Annotated in this window: 17 protein-coding genes; 6 read left to right on the top strand and 11 right to left on the bottom strand. The window is 68.8% G+C overall.

Going from position 1 to position 15,089, the window contains the following annotated elements; translation table 11 throughout:
* Position 1: 1 nt before the first annotated feature.
* Positions 2 to 604, bottom strand: coding sequence for a hypothetical protein (locus tag AC1DWT_RS16635; protein WP_095861280.1), 603 nt, complete (start codon positions 602 to 604; stop codon positions 2 to 4).
* Positions 605 to 718: 114 nt separating this feature from the next.
* Between AC1DWT_RS16635 and AC1DWT_RS16630 the strand changes: the two genes are divergently transcribed.
* On the top strand, positions 719 to 1,165 hold the full coding sequence (locus AC1DWT_RS16630; protein WP_072937374.1) for a DUF3592 domain-containing protein: 447 nt from the start codon (positions 719 to 721) through the stop codon (positions 1,163 to 1,165).
* On the opposite strand, the gene AC1DWT_RS16625 is transcribed toward AC1DWT_RS16630, so the two are convergent.
* Complete coding sequence (locus tag AC1DWT_RS16625) at positions 1,149 to 1,877, bottom strand: lysoplasmalogenase (RefSeq protein WP_477921452.1); 729 nt, start codon at positions 1,875 to 1,877, stop codon at positions 1,149 to 1,151. The genes AC1DWT_RS16630 and AC1DWT_RS16625 overlap by 17 nt on opposite strands.
* Positions 1,878 to 1,979: 102 nt before the next feature.
* Here AC1DWT_RS16625 and AC1DWT_RS16620 point away from each other — a divergent pair, with 102 nt between their 5' ends.
* The gene (locus AC1DWT_RS16620) at positions 1,980 to 2,621 is read left to right on the top strand and encodes a ScbR family autoregulator-binding transcription factor (protein WP_072937376.1); all 642 of its coding nucleotides are present in this window, start codon (positions 1,980 to 1,982) and stop codon (positions 2,619 to 2,621) included.
* Between the two features lies 1 nt (position 2,622).
* Here AC1DWT_RS16620 and AC1DWT_RS16615 read toward each other — a convergent pair whose 3' ends face one another.
* Entirely contained in the window at positions 2,623 to 2,919 is a 297-nt protein-coding gene (locus AC1DWT_RS16615; RefSeq protein ID WP_276135468.1) for a hypothetical protein, read from the bottom strand.
* Between the two features lie 243 nt (positions 2,920 to 3,162).
* On the opposite strand from AC1DWT_RS16615, the gene AC1DWT_RS16610 reads away from it, so the two are divergent.
* Positions 3,163 to 4,431 (top strand): benzoate/H(+) symporter BenE family transporter, encoded by a 1,269-nt coding sequence (locus tag AC1DWT_RS16610; protein WP_206015038.1) that lies wholly within the window; start codon positions 3,163 to 3,165, stop codon positions 4,429 to 4,431.
* A gap of 4 nt (positions 4,432 to 4,435) precedes the next feature.
* Here AC1DWT_RS16610 and AC1DWT_RS16605 read toward each other — a convergent pair whose 3' ends face one another.
* The 3 genes from AC1DWT_RS16605 to AC1DWT_RS16595 are packed head-to-tail and all read right to left on the bottom strand — an operon-like array spanning position 4,436 to position 5,974.
* Positions 4,436 to 4,945 carry a DnaJ family domain-containing protein gene (locus AC1DWT_RS16605; protein ID WP_095861283.1) on the bottom strand — a complete coding sequence of 170 codons (510 nt, stop codon included), beginning with the start codon at positions 4,943 to 4,945 and terminating at the stop codon, positions 4,436 to 4,438.
* A 16-nt stretch (positions 4,946 to 4,961) separates the two neighbouring features.
* On the bottom strand, positions 4,962 to 5,606 hold the full coding sequence (locus AC1DWT_RS16600; RefSeq protein ID WP_072937380.1) for an SRPBCC family protein: 645 nt from the start codon (positions 5,604 to 5,606) through the stop codon (positions 4,962 to 4,964).
* Positions 5,603 to 5,974 carry an ArsR/SmtB family transcription factor gene (locus AC1DWT_RS16595; RefSeq protein ID WP_095861439.1) on the bottom strand — a complete coding sequence of 124 codons (372 nt, stop codon included), beginning with the start codon at positions 5,972 to 5,974 and terminating at the stop codon, positions 5,603 to 5,605. The genes AC1DWT_RS16600 and AC1DWT_RS16595 overlap by 4 nt, the downstream gene beginning before the upstream one ends.
* Before the next feature lie 573 nt (positions 5,975 to 6,547).
* Here AC1DWT_RS16595 and AC1DWT_RS16590 point away from each other — a divergent pair.
* The 3 genes from AC1DWT_RS16590 to AC1DWT_RS16580 all read left to right on the top strand — a co-directional run bounded on the left by AC1DWT_RS16590 (position 6,548) and on the right by AC1DWT_RS16580 (position 8,834).
* Positions 6,548 to 7,003, top strand: a complete 456-nt coding sequence (locus AC1DWT_RS16590) for an SRPBCC family protein (protein ID WP_206015036.1) — start codon at positions 6,548 to 6,550, stop codon at positions 7,001 to 7,003.
* A gap of 95 nt (positions 7,004 to 7,098) precedes the next feature.
* Entirely contained in the window at positions 7,099 to 7,539 is a 441-nt protein-coding gene (locus AC1DWT_RS16585; protein WP_072937382.1) for a MarR family winged helix-turn-helix transcriptional regulator, read from the top strand.
* Between the two features lie 32 nt (positions 7,540 to 7,571).
* Positions 7,572 to 8,834: an MFS transporter gene (locus AC1DWT_RS16580; protein ID WP_477921447.1), complete on the top strand. Its 1,263-nt coding sequence runs from the start codon at positions 7,572 to 7,574 to the stop codon at positions 8,832 to 8,834.
* A 54-nt stretch (positions 8,835 to 8,888) separates the two neighbouring features.
* Here the strand turns inward: AC1DWT_RS16580 and pyrE are convergent, their stop codons facing one another.
* The 5 genes from pyrE to clpB all read right to left on the bottom strand — a co-directional run bounded on the left by pyrE (position 8,889) and on the right by clpB (position 15,000).
* Positions 8,889 to 9,419: an orotate phosphoribosyltransferase gene (pyrE, locus tag AC1DWT_RS16575; protein ID WP_477921445.1), complete on the bottom strand. Its 531-nt coding sequence runs from the start codon at positions 9,417 to 9,419 to the stop codon at positions 8,889 to 8,891.
* A 20-nt stretch (positions 9,420 to 9,439) separates the two neighbouring features.
* Positions 9,440 to 10,234, bottom strand: coding sequence for an SDR family NAD(P)-dependent oxidoreductase (locus tag AC1DWT_RS16570; RefSeq protein WP_072937385.1), 795 nt, complete (start codon positions 10,232 to 10,234; stop codon positions 9,440 to 9,442).
* Positions 10,235 to 10,301: 67 nt separating this feature from the next.
* Positions 10,302 to 11,219, bottom strand: a complete 918-nt coding sequence (locus tag AC1DWT_RS16565; RefSeq protein ID WP_477921442.1) for a hypothetical protein — start codon at positions 11,217 to 11,219, stop codon at positions 10,302 to 10,304.
* A gap of 112 nt (positions 11,220 to 11,331) precedes the next feature.
* Positions 11,332 to 12,303 carry a hypothetical protein gene (locus AC1DWT_RS16560; RefSeq protein WP_477921440.1) on the bottom strand — a complete coding sequence of 324 codons (972 nt, stop codon included), beginning with the start codon at positions 12,301 to 12,303 and terminating at the stop codon, positions 11,332 to 11,334.
* Between the two features lie 144 nt (positions 12,304 to 12,447).
* The gene (gene clpB, locus AC1DWT_RS16555) at positions 12,448 to 15,000 is read right to left on the bottom strand and encodes an ATP-dependent chaperone ClpB (protein WP_477921438.1); all 2,553 of its coding nucleotides are present in this window, start codon (positions 14,998 to 15,000) and stop codon (positions 12,448 to 12,450) included.
* Positions 15,001 to 15,089 lie beyond the last annotated feature (89 nt).

Genomic DNA, 15,089 nt, shown 5'->3' with positions numbered 1-15,089 from the left:
GTCAGAACGTCTTGTTCGAATCGGGGGCGACGGTGAATCCGTGCGACGTCTCGTCGTTGGTGCACGTGACGGCCGTGGCGGTGGTGCCGCAGGTGTAGCCGAGCTTCGTCAGTTTCGACCCGGCGGGCAGTGCCGCGTCCGGTTCGTCGCCGCCCGAGGTGTAGACGAGGCCGCCCGCGCACATGAACGACGCCTCGCCGTCGTTCTCGACGCGGATGCCGTGACCCCAGTCGACCATGCAGTCGTCCGGGCGCGGCGGCACCGGGCTCGTCGACCCCTGGCAGCCGGCCTCGGTGCGGTTCGGCAGCTTGATGATGCCGCACTGGAACCCGCCGTCCGGGGACGTGAAGAAGTACGACTCGTTGTGCTCGTACGGGACGTCGACGAGCGTCGTGGTCGGCGCTTCCGTCGTCGTCGGCGGCGGCGGCGCGACGGTCGTGGTCGTGGTGGTCGGCGGAACCGTCGTCGTGGTGGTGGTCACAGGGGCCGCGGCCGTCGTCGTGGACGTCGGCGGAGCCACCGCGTCCGAGGACCCACCACACCCTGCGAGCATCATGGCCGAGCCAATGCTCAGACACACCAACGACACCCGACGCCACGCCATACGGCCACCTCCACACATGCTTACCTGCTGCCGACACTGCACTCTAACGGCAGTGCGGCGGCGGGGCCGCTTCGGCGAGGCCGGGACGGGTTAATCTGGAGGTGGAGGCATTCGATGAATCATCAGCGCATCGTGCGGACGGTCTGCTTCGTCACGGTCGGCTACGTCATCGTCCTCGCCGTCTGGCTGGGATGGTTGATCCAGCACACCCCGCCGGCCACCATCCCGTACCAGATCATGGGATTGGTCGCGGCCTTCGGCTCGGCGCTGGGATTCGGGATGATGGCGGCCGGGCGGCCCAGCCGCGCCGACCGCAAACTCGAACGGCACGGACTCGAGGGCTGGGCCCGCATCGAGCACGTCACCCCGCTTCGCCGCACCCCGGACGACGGAGAGCTCACCGAACTGGACCTCCGGCTGACCGTGCCGGGATCGGAGAGTTACGCCGGACGGGTGGTGTACGAGGTGCGGCGGGAGAACGCGACACGATTCGTGCCCGGCGAGACGATCACCATCCTGGTGGACCCGGAGGACCGGGACCACATCATGCTCTGCCCGTGATCCGGCGACGCCCGAGCGCGAGCATCCCCTCGACGAGCAGCAGCTGGGCCGCCGCATAGCTGGCGAGGATCGCCCCTTCGGCCGCGGCCCTCCCCCGTTCTCCCCGGATGAACAAGCGCCGCACCACGATCAGGCCGTCGGAGGCGGTGAACAGCATCCCGCCCACGCCGAGCCAGCTGCGCCGGTCGGTTCCCGGCACGGCCACATTCGCGAACACGTCGGCGCCGGGCGCGAGGGACGGGTCGGCCGAGAGGGTCGACGTGGTGCCGAGCAGCGCACCGTACGYGGTCAGCGGTGCGGCGACCTCCTTCGCCCGCCCGCGGAGAAGCGCCGCCGCGCCTGCCCACCCCGCGAGCCGGGGCAGCAACGCGGGCACGGTGGGCCGGGCGCCGCGGCGCAGCAGCAGCGCGGAGTAGCCGACCTGCATGACGGCGAACGCGGACGCGCCGCGCACGAGACGGGCGTCGTCGTCGGGGTCGATCATGAAGACGTCCCCCACGGTCGCGGCGGTGAGACCGGCGAGGAGGAGCGCGACGTCGGCGGGGTCGGTGTCCGCGCGCCGCCGCAGCACCCGGGCGGCGAGCGCGGGCGCGATCAGTGGTTTCGCCACGCGCTGCAACCGTTCCCGCCCGGTGACGGCTCCGACCACGGTGGCCAGCGTCGCACCGGCGAATACCGCGTGCTCGACACCCCAGTTGTTCTTCGACTTCACGTCTTCCTCCCACGCTTTCGGATGTGCCGAGGTTACCGGTCCGAACAGTGGTTGACTGGAGAGTGGATGCCACGGAGAATCCGCGATTGTGAGGCACAGGTGATGGCAAAACAGGCGCGCGCGGCGGCCACCCGTCATCAAGTATTAGAGGGTGCGGCACTGAGCTTCGAGAAGCTCGGGTACGGCGGCGCGAGCCTGAGCGGCATCCTCTCCTATGCCGACGTGACGAAGGGCGCCTTGTACTTTCACTTCGAGTCCAAGGAGGCGCTGGCCTGGGCGGTGATCAAGGAGCAGCACGCGATGGCGATGCTGGCGGCGCAGCGCGTGCTCGCGACGGCGCAGTCACCGACGGAGGCGATCCTGTTGTGCGCCAAGGAGATGGCGCGCCAGCTGCTGACCGAGCCGATCGTGCGGGCGGGCGTGCGCCTGACCCTCGAACTCGGGACGTCCCGCGGCCCGGCCACCGATCCCTACATCGACTGGACCGACACCCTCGTCGCACTCGCGGGCAAGGCAAGGGAGGCCGGGGAACTGCGCGCGACCGTCGATCCCGCGGCGCTGGCCCGTTTCCTGGTCAGTTCGTTCACGGGTATGCAGTTGGTGTCCGAGGCGCTGACCGGGCGTGCCGACCTGTACGAGCGGCTGGCCGACATGTGGGGCCTGCTGCTGCCCTCGATCGCATCGCCGGACATGCTGCCGCGGCTGCTCGAACTCGCGGCACTGCGCGACGACGTCGCGTCCTGACTCAGACGCCGGTGTGGGCGGGTTCCTCGGGACCGTCCGGCGCCGGTTGCGGCAGGTCGAGCGGATGCGACTGCGTCGGCGCCGGCTGGACGACGGCGATGCGTGCGCCGTCCGGAATGGCATCGACGGAGCAGATCGTTCCGAAGACGCCGAGCCCGCCGAACAACGCCAGCAGGCCGTAGGCCAGGAACGTCGATGTCCGCTCGACAGCTGATCGTGGTTCGCCCTCCAATGCCATCGTGGTGCGCCGCGCGTACGCGGCCCTTCGCTCTCGGGGATTTCGGCTGAGTTCCACCATGTGGCCCTTCTTCGCATGATCGGTCGGTGCGGATGGTGTCGGGTCGACGCTTACGAGTCTGTCGTGGCGGCGGCCGGGTGTCGCTGCACCCCAGGGATGGAATGCACTCCACCCAGGGTTCTACGGTCCGGCCCGGAACCCCGGGACGTGGGCGGTTATGATCCGGACCACACTATCTGTACGCACAGCGAAAGTTCTGTCCGCTTTGCGTACACGTGAGCATCTCCCGAGCAGGAAGGCCTCATGACGACCACCGAGGAACCGACCCGCAGCGAAGGCGCGCAGACGCGTCCCCCTCGCTTCGAACGACCGCCGTGGCCGCCCGCCGGCCCCCGCCGCCTGCTCCGCGACCTCGGCGGCACCTACGCCGCCAACGGGCTGATCGGGCTGATCTTCTCCGCGACCGGTCCCGTGGCCGTGATCCTGGCCGCCGGTTCCGCGGGCGGACTGTCACCCGGCCAGATGGCGTCGTGGATCTTCGGCGTCTTCTTCCTCAACGGCATTTTCACCGTCCTCGCCAGCTGGCTGTACCGTCAGCCGCTCGCGTTCTTCTGGACGATCCCCGGCACGATCATCGTCGGCGGCTCACTCACCCACCTGTCGTGGCCGGAGGTGCTCGGAGCGTTCCTCGTGACCGGGCTCCTGATCCTCGCCCTCGGCCTGACCGGACGGGTGCGCCAGGTCATGGCGATGCTCCCGATGCCGATCGTCATGGCCATGGTCGCCGGCGTCTTCCTGAAGTTCGGCACCGACCTCGTTCACGCCGTGGGAACCGATGCGGCCGTGGCCGTTCCGATGGTCGTCGCCTTCGTCCTCCTCGCGTCCCGCGCCGCGCTCGGCCGGTGGATGCCCCCGATTCTCGGCGCACTGCTCGTCGGGGCGGCCGCGGTCGCGGTCACGGGCCGCTTCCAGCCCACCGGCACGGGCACACCGTGGATTGCGGCGCCGATGTTCCAGGCTCCGCAGTTCACCTGGCAGGCGATCGCCGAACTGGTCGTCCCGCTGGCGATCACGGTCATCGTCGTGCAGAACGGTCAGGGTGCGGCCGTGCTGACATCCGCCGGACACCAGCCGCCGATGAACGTCGGCACCGTCCTGTGCGGGGTCTGGTCCCTCGCCACCTCCGCCGTCGGAGCCGTGTCGACGTGCCTGACGGGGCCGACCAACGCCCTGCTGGTGGCGTCGGGGCAGCGCACCCGGCAGTACACGGCGGCCGTCGTCTGCGGACTGCTCGCCGTGGTCGTCGGCCTGTTCGCGCCGCTGTTCGTACAGCTGATGCTGGCCACCCCGGCCGCGTTCGTCGCGACGCTCGGCGGCCTGGCGATGCTCCGGGCTCTGCAGGGGTCGTTCGTCGCCGCGTTCGGCTCCCGATACACGCTGGGCGCGCTCGTGACGTTTCTGGTGACCGTCTCGAACGTGCAGTTCCTCAACATCGGGGCGGCCTTCTGGGGACTGGTCGCCGGACTGCTCGTGTCCCGGGTGATGGAATCGGGCGATTTCCGCACGGGATGACCGGTCACCGTCCCCGCCGCCACCACCGTCTACCGGCTCGGGGCGGGTCCGGTGCCGGTTCCGGTTGCGATTGCGGGTGCGCTGCCGTTTGCGGCTTCCGCACGTACTGCTTCTGCTGCCGCCACGTCGCGACGACCTCGTCCGCGTCGACCGGGCTCACCGGGATCCGCGGGCCGGACGGCGCCCGCAACCACTCGACGATCTGCAGGTTGAGCTGCGCCACCACGTCCCGCACCGCCTGCTCGGACGGCATTCCCCGGATCGTGTCGGGCAACCGCTCGATCTCCTTGCGCAACTGCAGCGGCGTGGGGAGCAACGAGTCGGTGGGCAGATTCTCGCGCCGGAGGTAGTTCTTCACCCACCACAGTTCGTCGTCGACATCGCCCGCCGGAATCGGCTTGCCCGCGCCGGGGAGATCATCGAAGTCGCCGCGCTCCTGAGCGAGCCGGATCTGCTTGTCGATCCAGCTCTCGAAGCTCACCCCGGGAGGTTTGCGCTCGGTCACGCACGCCATTCTTCCAGGACCCGGTTCAGCCCGCCTCGGACTCGACTCCCGTGTAGAACGCGGTCGTGCGATCGCCCGCCGCGGTCGCCGCGACTTCCGGAGTCCCGAACGCGATGCTCGCGTCCCGCCACTTCGCGCTGCTCGCCGTGACGAACTCCTTGCCCTCGTCGCTAGCCGACCAGGCCTCGCTCTCCTTCGGGTCCATCGACTCCCCAGACCCCAGGTACAGGAACAGACCCAGTACCCCGAGTTCCCACCCGACACCGGTCGCCCCGGGCCCGTATTCGTCCCAGAACTTGTCGTCGACGTGCGCCGTGTGCCGAAGCTCGAAGCGGGTGCCCCCGCCCTGGTCCGCGGTGACGGACACGTCGATCCAGCTGACGTCGCCGCCGTACTCCCAGGTCGCGGTGAATCCGTTCGGCGGATCACACGTGAGGATCTCGCCGCCGGCGTTCCCTTCGAGCTGGTAGCGACCGTGCAGCCGCAGGTCGCCCGTCACCGGCATGAACCACCGCGGAATTCGCTCGGCGTCGGTGCAGGCCTCCCACACCTCCTCCACGGTGGCGTCGTAGGTGCGGCCGATGGTCACGATGCGGGCCTCGCCCGCCTCGAGCGTCCGACTGCCCACCGAGCGGCGCACCGCGTTGATCTGTTCCGTCACATCGATCATCGATCGCTCCCTTGCTTCGGGTCTTTGCCGTCCTCGCCGGACAGTCGCTGCTCTCGTCGCCCGCGCGCGATCTCCGTGGCCAGTGCGTCGAGCCGCGGCGTCCAGAACCGCCGGAACTGGCCGAGCCACGCGTCGATGTCGCGGAGCGGTTCGGTCTGCACCGCATACAGCCTTCGCGGACCCTCGCTCCGGACGGTGGCGAAACCGTTCTCCCGCAAGACCTTCAGATGCTGAGACACCGCGGGTTGCGAGATTCCGAACTCGGCACGGATGACGTCGCTGACCGCACCGGACGTCTTCTCGTCGTCCGCGATCAGCTCGAGGATCCGGCGACGGACCGGATCGCCGAGTACGTCGAAGGCGTGCATGCCGATCATATTTCAGCCTTCGCTTATATAAGTCAAGACGCAAATGACCGGCGATCACTTGCCAAGGCGCCTCGCTCCTTTTACTGTGACACGACGTCTCAGTTAAATGGACTGACGGCGCAGGTTCCGTATCCGCCCCAGGGAAGCGACCATGACAGCGACCACCCCCGAGCACGCCGCAGCACCCGAGAGCAGCGGCGACGAGCGGCACCTGCGCGTCGTCGTGGTCGGGGCCGGACTGTCCGGGATCGCCGCCGCCCGAGCTCGACTAGCTCGACTACGTGATCGACGGGATCATCAAGGCGGAGCGGCAGGGCATCGAGGTGCCCGAGGTGCGCGATCAGCCGTTCCGCCGGTTCAACGACGCGGTGCAGAAGGGCCTGGAGCGGACCGTGTTCAACAACGGCGGGTGCAGCAGCTACTACCTCGACGCCGACGGCAGGAACTTCGCCGCGTGGCCGTGGTCCACCGGGTCCCTGCGCCGTCGCCTCGCCCGTTCGACCGCGAGAACTACGCCGTCCGGCCGTACCGGACACAGCCGTCCCCCTCCCCTCACCCGTCAGGAAAGTCACGATGATCGAGATCCATCACACTGCCGTCGCCGGCGCACCGGTCGCGGGCGCGTTCGACTACGTCGACGACTATCGCCATGTCCCGTCCTGGATGTTCGGGATCACGAAGTTCGACCCGATCGGCGAACAGGACCGGGGGCTCGGCGCCGTCTACGACGCCGCGATGAAGATCGGCCCCAAGACCCTCGGTTCCGTCGTGAAGGTCACCGGGTGGGAACACAATTCGCTGATCGAGCTCGAATCGATCGACGGCCTGTACACCCACTCGCGGTGGCAGTTCGACGCCGTCGCCGAGACCGAGACCCGCCTGACGGTCGATTTCCACTACGACCTGCCCGGCGGGCTCGCGGGCAAGGCGCTCGGCAGGATCATCGAGCCCTTCGTTGCGCAGGCGATCCGCCACACCGACGCCACGCTGCGGCGTCAAGTGGAGGAAGTCGCGCGCCGGTCGGCCTGACCCCCGGTCCACGCGCCGGCCGTTCACCGTCGCGTGACGGGTGGAACAGCTGGCGCCCGTATACATAGTTAGTTAGCCTATGTAATATGTTTTCCATGGACGACGACACGCGGCTGCAGAGTCTGCTCGTCGACCTGGTCACGAATTCTCACCGATTCACCAGGCTCGCGAGCTCCTTCGGATCCGAGGACCATCCCCGGCCGTGGACCCGTGCCCTCGCCCTGCTCGACGACCACGGCGAGCTCCGCATCAGCGAGTTCGCCCGCATCGACCGCTGCTCGCAACCGTCCGCGACCGCCCTGCTGCAGAAGCTCGCCGATCGCGGATACGTGGCCCGCCGGCCCGATCCGGACGACGCCCGGGCAGTCCGGGTGTCCATCACAGATCCCGGACGCGACTGGCTGACCGTGGCCCGCAACGAGATCGCGGGCGCCCTCGCCCCGCACTTCGCGGACCTCGAACCCGAGCAGCTCGAACGACTGACGCAGGGCCTGTCGGAACTGCGTTCGATCGTCAAGTCGTCGGCCCGCGCCTGACGACCCATCCATCCCGAAACACATYGAAGGAGGTGGCCGTGAGCACCACGACCGCAACCGTCACGAACAGCAGCGAGGCGCCACCGAGCCTCCTCCACCAGCCGAAGTCGGTGTGGGCCGTCGCCTTCGCCAGCGTCATCGCGTTCATGGGCATCGGGCTCGTCGACCCCATCCTCAAGCCGATCGGCGAACAGCTGGACGCGACCCCGTCCCAGGTGTCGCTGCTGTTCACCAGCTACATGCTGGTCACCGGTGTCGCGATGCTCATCACCGGTGTGGTGTCGAGCCGGATCGGCGCCAAGAAGACCCTCCTGACCGGTCTCGCCGTCATCGTCGTGTTCGCGGCGCTGGCCGGAAGCTCCGGCACCATCGCCCAGATCGTCGGCTTCCGCGCCGGCTGGGGACTGGGCAATGCCCTCTTCATCGCGACCGCACTCGCCGCCATCGTCGGCGCGGCCAGCGGCGGCGTCGCGCGGGCCATCATCCTCTACGAGGCCGCGCTGGGCATCGGCATCGCCGTCGGCCCGCTGGTCGGCGGTGTCCTCGGCAACATCAGCTGGCGCGCACCGTTCTTCGGCGTCGCAGCCCTGATGGCCGTCGCATTCATCCTGATCGTCGTGATGCTGCCGTCCGCCCCCAAGCCGGAGCACCGCACGTCGATCGCCGCGCCGTTCCTCGCCCTGCGCCACCGCGGCCTGCTCACCGTCGCGATCACCGCACTGCTCTACAACTACGGCTTCTTCACACTGCTCGCGTACACGCCGTTCCCGCTGGACATGGGAACGTACTCGATCGGATTCATCTTCTTCGGATGGGGCCTCGCACTGGCGGTCGCGTCGGTGTTCCTCGCCCCGCGCCTGCAGCGGCGCTTCGGCACACTGCCGATGATGATGGTGGCCCTCGCGCTGTTCGCCCTCGACCTCGCCATGATGGCCGCGTTCACCGAGAACAAGACCGTGCTCATCGTCGGCGTCGTCCTCGCCGGGCTGTTCCTCGGTGTCAACAACACCCTCATCACCGAGACCGTGATGATCTCCGCGCCCGTCGAGCGGTCGACGGCGTCCGCGGCCTACAGCTTCGTCCGCTTCGTCGGCGGGGCCGCGGCACCGTGGGTCGCCGGCAAGCTCGGTGAGAGCAATATCCACCTGCCGTTCTGGGTCGGCGCGGTGTGCACCGCTGCCGCGATCCTCGTCCTCGCGACCGGCCGCAAGGTCCTCKCCCACGTCGACGAGCACGATCCCGAACCGCACAGCGTCGACGAGGCACTGGCCGTCACGGCCGGCGACGCCGACTGACTCCCTGACGTGAGTGGCGAAGTGTGCCCCGGCACGCTTCGCCACTCACGTGTGTCAGAGGTTCAGGTCGGGAAGACCGAGGAGCGAACGGTACTCGAGACCCTCGGCCGCGATCACCTCGCCGGCCCCGGTCGCCCGGTCGACGACGGTCGCGACACCCACGACGATCGCCCCGACGTCGCGCAGCGCCTTCACCGCGGTGAGCGGCGAGTTGCCCGTCGTGGTGGTGTCCTCGACGACGAGGACGCGCTTGCCGACGACGTCCGGTCCCTCGATCTGCCGCTGCATCCCGTGCGCCTTCGCGGCCTTGCGCACCACGAACGAATCGATCGGCCTGCCCGGGGCGTGCATCACGGCCATCGCCACCGGGTCGGCGCCCATCGTCAGCCCGCCGACGGCGACGAAATCCCAGTCCGCCACCAGTTCACGCAGCAACTTCCCGATCAGCGGGCCCGCCTCGTGATGCAGCGTGGCGCGGCGAAGGTCCACGTAGTAGTCGGCTTCCTTGCCCRAAGACAACGTCACCTTGCCGTGCACAACAGCCAGCTCGCGCACCAACGCGGCCAGATCCTCACGATCACTCATGCCAGAAACCCTACCCACCTCTACGTGCGGGCACGCCCCCGGCCGAACACGTTGGTCAGCCGCCGGACCAGACTCTTCGGGACGAGACGTCCGGCGGTCGTCAGCACCTTGTACTGGAGGCCGGGAATGCTCACGACCTTGCCGGCCTCCAGATCCGCCAGCGACGCGGCGACGACCTGGTCGACACTCAGCCACATCGCATTCGGAATCGAACTCATCTCGATGCCCGCGCGCTCGTGGAACTCGGTGCGGATGAATCCCGGGCACAGCGCCTGGATCCGCACACCCGTGCCGCCCAGCCCGTTCGCCAATCCCTCGGAGAACGAGATCACGTACGCCTTGCTCGCCGAATAGGTCGACCCCCGTCCGGACAGCAGTCCCGCGACGCTCGCCACGTTGATGACGGTGCCGTTCGCCGCCGCGATCATGCCGGGCAACGCCGCGCGGGTCAGCTGCATGACGGCGGTGACGTTCACGTCCAACTGAGACTGCAACAGCTCCGGCGTCGCGGTCCAGAATTCGCCCGACGTGCCGAATCCGGCGTTGTTGACCAGTACTTCGACACCCTTCCCGAGGCGTTGCGCCACCTCCTCGCGCCCGGACACCGTCGCCAGATCGGCCTGCAGGATCTCGGACTCGGTGTCGAACAGCGCCTTCATCTCGTCGGCGAGGGCGTGCAGGCGGGTGTCGTCACGGGCGACGAGCACGAGGTCGTAACCGAGGGACGCGAACTTCCTCGCGAAACCGGCACCGAGCCCCGACGTCGGGCCGGTGACGAGGGCAACGGGTCGGGCTGAGCTGGGGGGCGTCGACATACCGGTGACGGTAGCAAGGCGCTGCGCGCCTGTGCGCGGTTAACGAGTCCGAAGACTCGCTACGCACTCACGAGCGCGGAGCGCCCGGCGGAGGTGCGGGACGTGGCGGTGTGGCCGGGCGCGCTTCCGGGGTCGGACGTCCCTGGGATGCGGGACGCTCCTGGGATGCGGGACGCTCCTGGGATGCGGGACGCTCTTGGGATGCGGGACGTCCCTGCGGTGCGGGACGTCCCTGCTGCGTGGGGCGCCCCTGCGGTGCGGGACGCCCCTGCGGTGCGGGGCGTGTCTCCGGTGCCGGGCGCGCTTCGACGGGGGCGCCGTCACGCAGTCGCGGCCTGCTGGGGTCGTGATGGCCACGGTCGAGTCCGCTCGGCTCGGTGACCGGGGGCAGGACGTGCAGGATGCCGGACAGCCGGGCGACGGCCTCGATGGCCGAATCCCATTCCCGCCCGCTGCTGCCGATGGGCAGCGAACCGAGGGTCCACTCCCCCTCGCTCCACAGCATGTTCACGTGCGGCGGCACCGACTCGGTGAACGCCACCATCCGCTGATCGCAGACCCTGCGGGCGATCTCGAGGTCGGTGGCGAACACGACGCGCGGTCCGATGGCGCCGAGGAGGTCGAGGTCCGAATCCTTCGGCGGCGGGGTCGACTTGAGGCGGAGGTCGATGTCGACGTCCGAACCGACCCGGCGGCGCACCGCGACGATGGTCGCGGTCTCCTCGAGGTCGAACAGGATGAACGACTCACCGCGGCGTTCGCCCTTCACCACGTCGATGGCGCTGAGGTACTCCTGCTTGGCCAGCGCGGCCCGATGGAACTGGGCGGGCAGCCGCTCTTCGACGTTGTCGTACGTGTAGCCCTGGGCCTTGGCCCAGATCTGTCGCACACGACCCGTCTGATCACGACGCGAGCGATCGAAATAGAGCAACGCGCACGCGCCTGCGAGTGCGATCAACGCCAGTAAGAACCACATTCCGGTCATCGTTGATCAGCCTAGCGAGTCGAGGGCGTAACGAGGGTAAGCGGTACCGGGACACCCCGTGTCAGTTTTGCCCGAACCGGCCCGACGGCCGTGTCCGCCGACACGGGTGAACTCAGTTGCCACCGAGCTTGGGCAGCTCGGTGCTGATGATCGTCTCGGCCATCATCGTGCCGTTCTCGACTTTCGTCCCCTGCACCATGACGGTGAATCCGGGTTTCAGATCGGCGACCGTGGTGCCGTCGAGTGCGATCACGTTGGTCTGCGCGTTGGTCTGGACCGTCAGCTTCGAACCACCGAGGGCGTCGAGGATGAGCGTGGAACCGTCGTTGGTGCTGATCGTTCCGAACGCGGCACCCGCAGCCCCGATGGCCTCGCCGATTCCGCCGGGAAGTTGATCGAGCGGCGACTCGGTAGTGGTCGACGGCGGCGCGGTCGTCTTCGGCGGCGCGGTGGTGGCCGGCGGGCGGGACGTGGTGGGACCCGCCGCGGTGGTGCTCGACGAGTTGTTCGGCGCAGTCGTGAAGAGGGCGACGCCGAAGCCGATGACCGCGATCAGCAGCAACGCGGCGGCCGCGGCCGCGATCCATGTGCCGATCCTGCGGGGCTTCTTCTCCTCGGTGGCCTCCGCGACCGGCGCCTGATACTGCGATCCCGGGTACTGGCCCGGCGGGTACTGCGATCCCGGGTACTGGGCGTTCGGATACTGCCCCGCCGGATACCCGCCCTGGTACTGCTGGGCCTCGTACGGCGGATACGCCTGTGTGGCGTTCGGCGGTGGAGCCTGCTGGTCGAACCGCGGGTCGTAGGTCGGGTACGCCTGCGTCGGATTGGGCTGGTTCTGCCCGTACGCCGCGGTCGGGTCGGACGTGTAGAACTGCTCGGTCGGCCCGCCGGCGGACCCCAGGTACTCGGTGCGGTGGCCCTGGTCCGACGAGCCGAGGTGCTCGGTCGGCTGGTCCTGCCGCGACCATGCCTGCGTCGGGTCCTCGTCACGAGCCCGCGACGCGGAATCGTCGGTCGTCCACGACTCCGTGCCGTCGTACGCGCGTTCCTGCGGGGTGCGCGGATCGTCGGGGTTCGTCATGATCGGCCCCTCCCTCGGGTTCGTCTGGCCGGTGTCCTGCGGTTACGGACGATCCAGGGTAACGGCGAAACTTAAGACGGCCCTGTGAAAACACAGGTGAGTGGCACGGCGTGCGGGAGCACACCGTGCCACTCACGTGGGGGATCAGCCGAGGACGAGCGCGTCCCCGGTCTCGGACACCTTCACGGGGACGGTGTCCCCGTCCTTGACGTCGCCTGCGAGCAGCAGCTTCGCGAGCTGGTCGCCGATCGCCTGCTGGATCAGCCGGCGCAGCGGCCTGGCCCCGTACATAGGGTCGTAGCCGCGGACGGCCAGCCAGAAGCGGGCCGAGTCGGACACGTCCAGCGTCAGCCGCCGCGCCGCGAGCCGGCGGGACAGCTGGTCGAGCTGGATGTCGACGATCGACTCGAGCTGCTCCTCGGTGAGCGGTTCGAAGATCACGACGTCGTCGAGCCGGTTGATGAACTCCGGCTTGAACGCGTGCCGCACCGCATCCATCACCTGGTCCCGCGATCCGCCCGCACCGAGGTTGGACGTGAGGATCAGGATGGTGTTGCGGAAGTCGACCGTCCGCCCCTGACCGTCCGTCAGCCGGCCTTCGTCGAGGACGGCGAGCAGGATGTCGAAGACGTCGGGGTGCGCCTTCTCCACCTCGTCGAACAGCACCACCGTGTACGGACGCCGTCGCACGGCCTCGGTGAGCTGCCCGCCCGCCTCGTACCCGACGTAGCCGGGCGGCGCGCCGACGAGCCGGGCCACCGAATGCTTCTCGCTGTACTCGGACATGTCGATGCGGACCATGGCGCGCTCGTCGTCGAACAGGAAATCCGCGAGGGACTTCGCGAGCTCCGTCTTACCGACGCCGGTGGGTCCGAGGAACAGGAACGATCCGGTGGGCCGGTTGGGGTCCGCGACTCCGGCGCGGGCGCGGCGGACCGCGTCCGACACGGCGACGACAGCCTCTTCCTGTCCGACGACCCGCTTGCCGAGTTCGGATTCCATCCGCAGCAGCTTGGCGGTCTCGCCCTCCATCATGCGGCCGGCGGGGATGCCGGTCCATGCCGCGACCACGTCGGCGACGTCGTCGGGACCCACTTCCTCCTTGAGCATGACATCGCCGTCGGCGGCGGCACCGGACTCGCGAGCGGCCTGCTCGAGTTCCTTCTCGAGCTGCGGGATCCGCCCGTAGCGCAGTTCCGCGGCCCGGCCGAGGTCGCCGTCGCGTTCGGCGCGTTCCTCCTCACCGCGCAGCGTCTCGAGCTGCACCTTGACTCCGCGCACGGAGTCGATGGCCTGCTTCTCGTTCTGCCAGCGGGTGGTCAGCTGATTGAGCTTCTCCCGTTCGTCGGCGAGTTCCTGACGCAGCTTCTCGAGCCGGTCCTTCGACGCCGCGTCGGATTCCTTCTGCAGCGCCATCTCCTCGATCTCGAGGCGGCGAACGATGCGTTCGACGGTGTCGATCTCCTCGGGTCGCGAGTCGATCTCCATCCGCAGCCGGGACGCGGCCTCGTCCACGAGGTCGATCGCCTTGTCCGGCAGGAACCGGGACGTGATGTAGCGGTCGCTGAGCGCGGCGGCCGCGACGAGCGCGGAGTCGGTGATGCGCACACCGTGGTGCACCTCGTACCGCTCCTTGAGTCCGCGCAGGATGCCGACGGTGTCCTCGACGGACGGTTCGCCCACCAGCACCTGCTGGAAGCGGCGTTCGAGGGCGGCGTCCTTCTCGATGTATTTGCGGTACTCCTCGAGGGTGGTCGCGCCGACGAGCCGCAGTTCACCGCGGGCGAGCATCGGCTTGATCATGTTGCCGGCGTCCATCGCCGACTCACCGGTGGCACCCGCACCCACGATCGTGTGGAGTTCGTCGATGAACGTGATGACCTGACCGGCCGAGTTCTTGATGTCGTCGAGCACGGCCTTGAGCCGCTCCTCGAATTCACCGCGGTACTTGGCTCCGGCGACCATCGATCCGAGGTCGAGGGAGATCACCGACTTGCCGCGCAGCGATTCGGGGACGTCGCCCTGCACGATGCGCTGGGCCAGCCCCTCGACGATGGCGGTCTTGCCGACGCCGGGCTCACCGATCAGCACCGGGTTGTTCTTGGTGCGGCGGCTGAGGACCTGCACGACGCGGCGGATCTCGTTGTCGCGGCCGATCACCGGGTCCAGCTTGCCGTTGCGGGCGAGGGCCGTGAGGTCGGTGGAGTACTTCTCGAGCGCCTGGTACGTCCCCTCGGGATCCGGGCTGGTGACGCGCGCGCTGCCACGGACGGTGGTGAACGCGTCGCGCAGCGCCTCGGGGGTGGCGCCGTGCCTGCCCAGCAGCCCGGCCACGTCCGACTCACCCGATGCGAGTCCGACCATCAGGTGTTCCGTCGACACGTACTCGTCGTCGAGTTCGGTGGCGAGGCGCTGTGCTGCGGTGAGTGCGGCGAGGGCCTCRCGGCCGAGCTGCGGTGTGGTGGTGGCGCCCGTCGTCTTGGGCAGCCGGTCGACGAGATTCTGCGCTTCGCGGTGGACCGCGGCAGGGTCGACGCCGACGGCCTTGAGCAGCGGGGCGGCGATGCCGTCGGTCTGGTCGAGCAGGGCCACGAGCAGATGCGCGGGCCTGATGTCGGGATTACCGGCCGACGACGCCGACTGGAGCGCAGCGGTCATCGCGGCCTGGGTCTTGGTGGTCGGATTGAACGAGTCCACTGGTCACCTCTTCTGGCGTTGTAGAGCGGTTCGCCGCCGGGGGCCGGGTGGCACGTGGCGACGCTGTCATCTTCTTAACGCGCGAAGAG

It is taken from the genome of Rhodococcus sp. P4_B6 (assembly GCF_056402215.1).
Note: the sequence above shows the minus strand (reverse complement) of the source record. Positions and strands in the feature narration are given on the sequence as shown.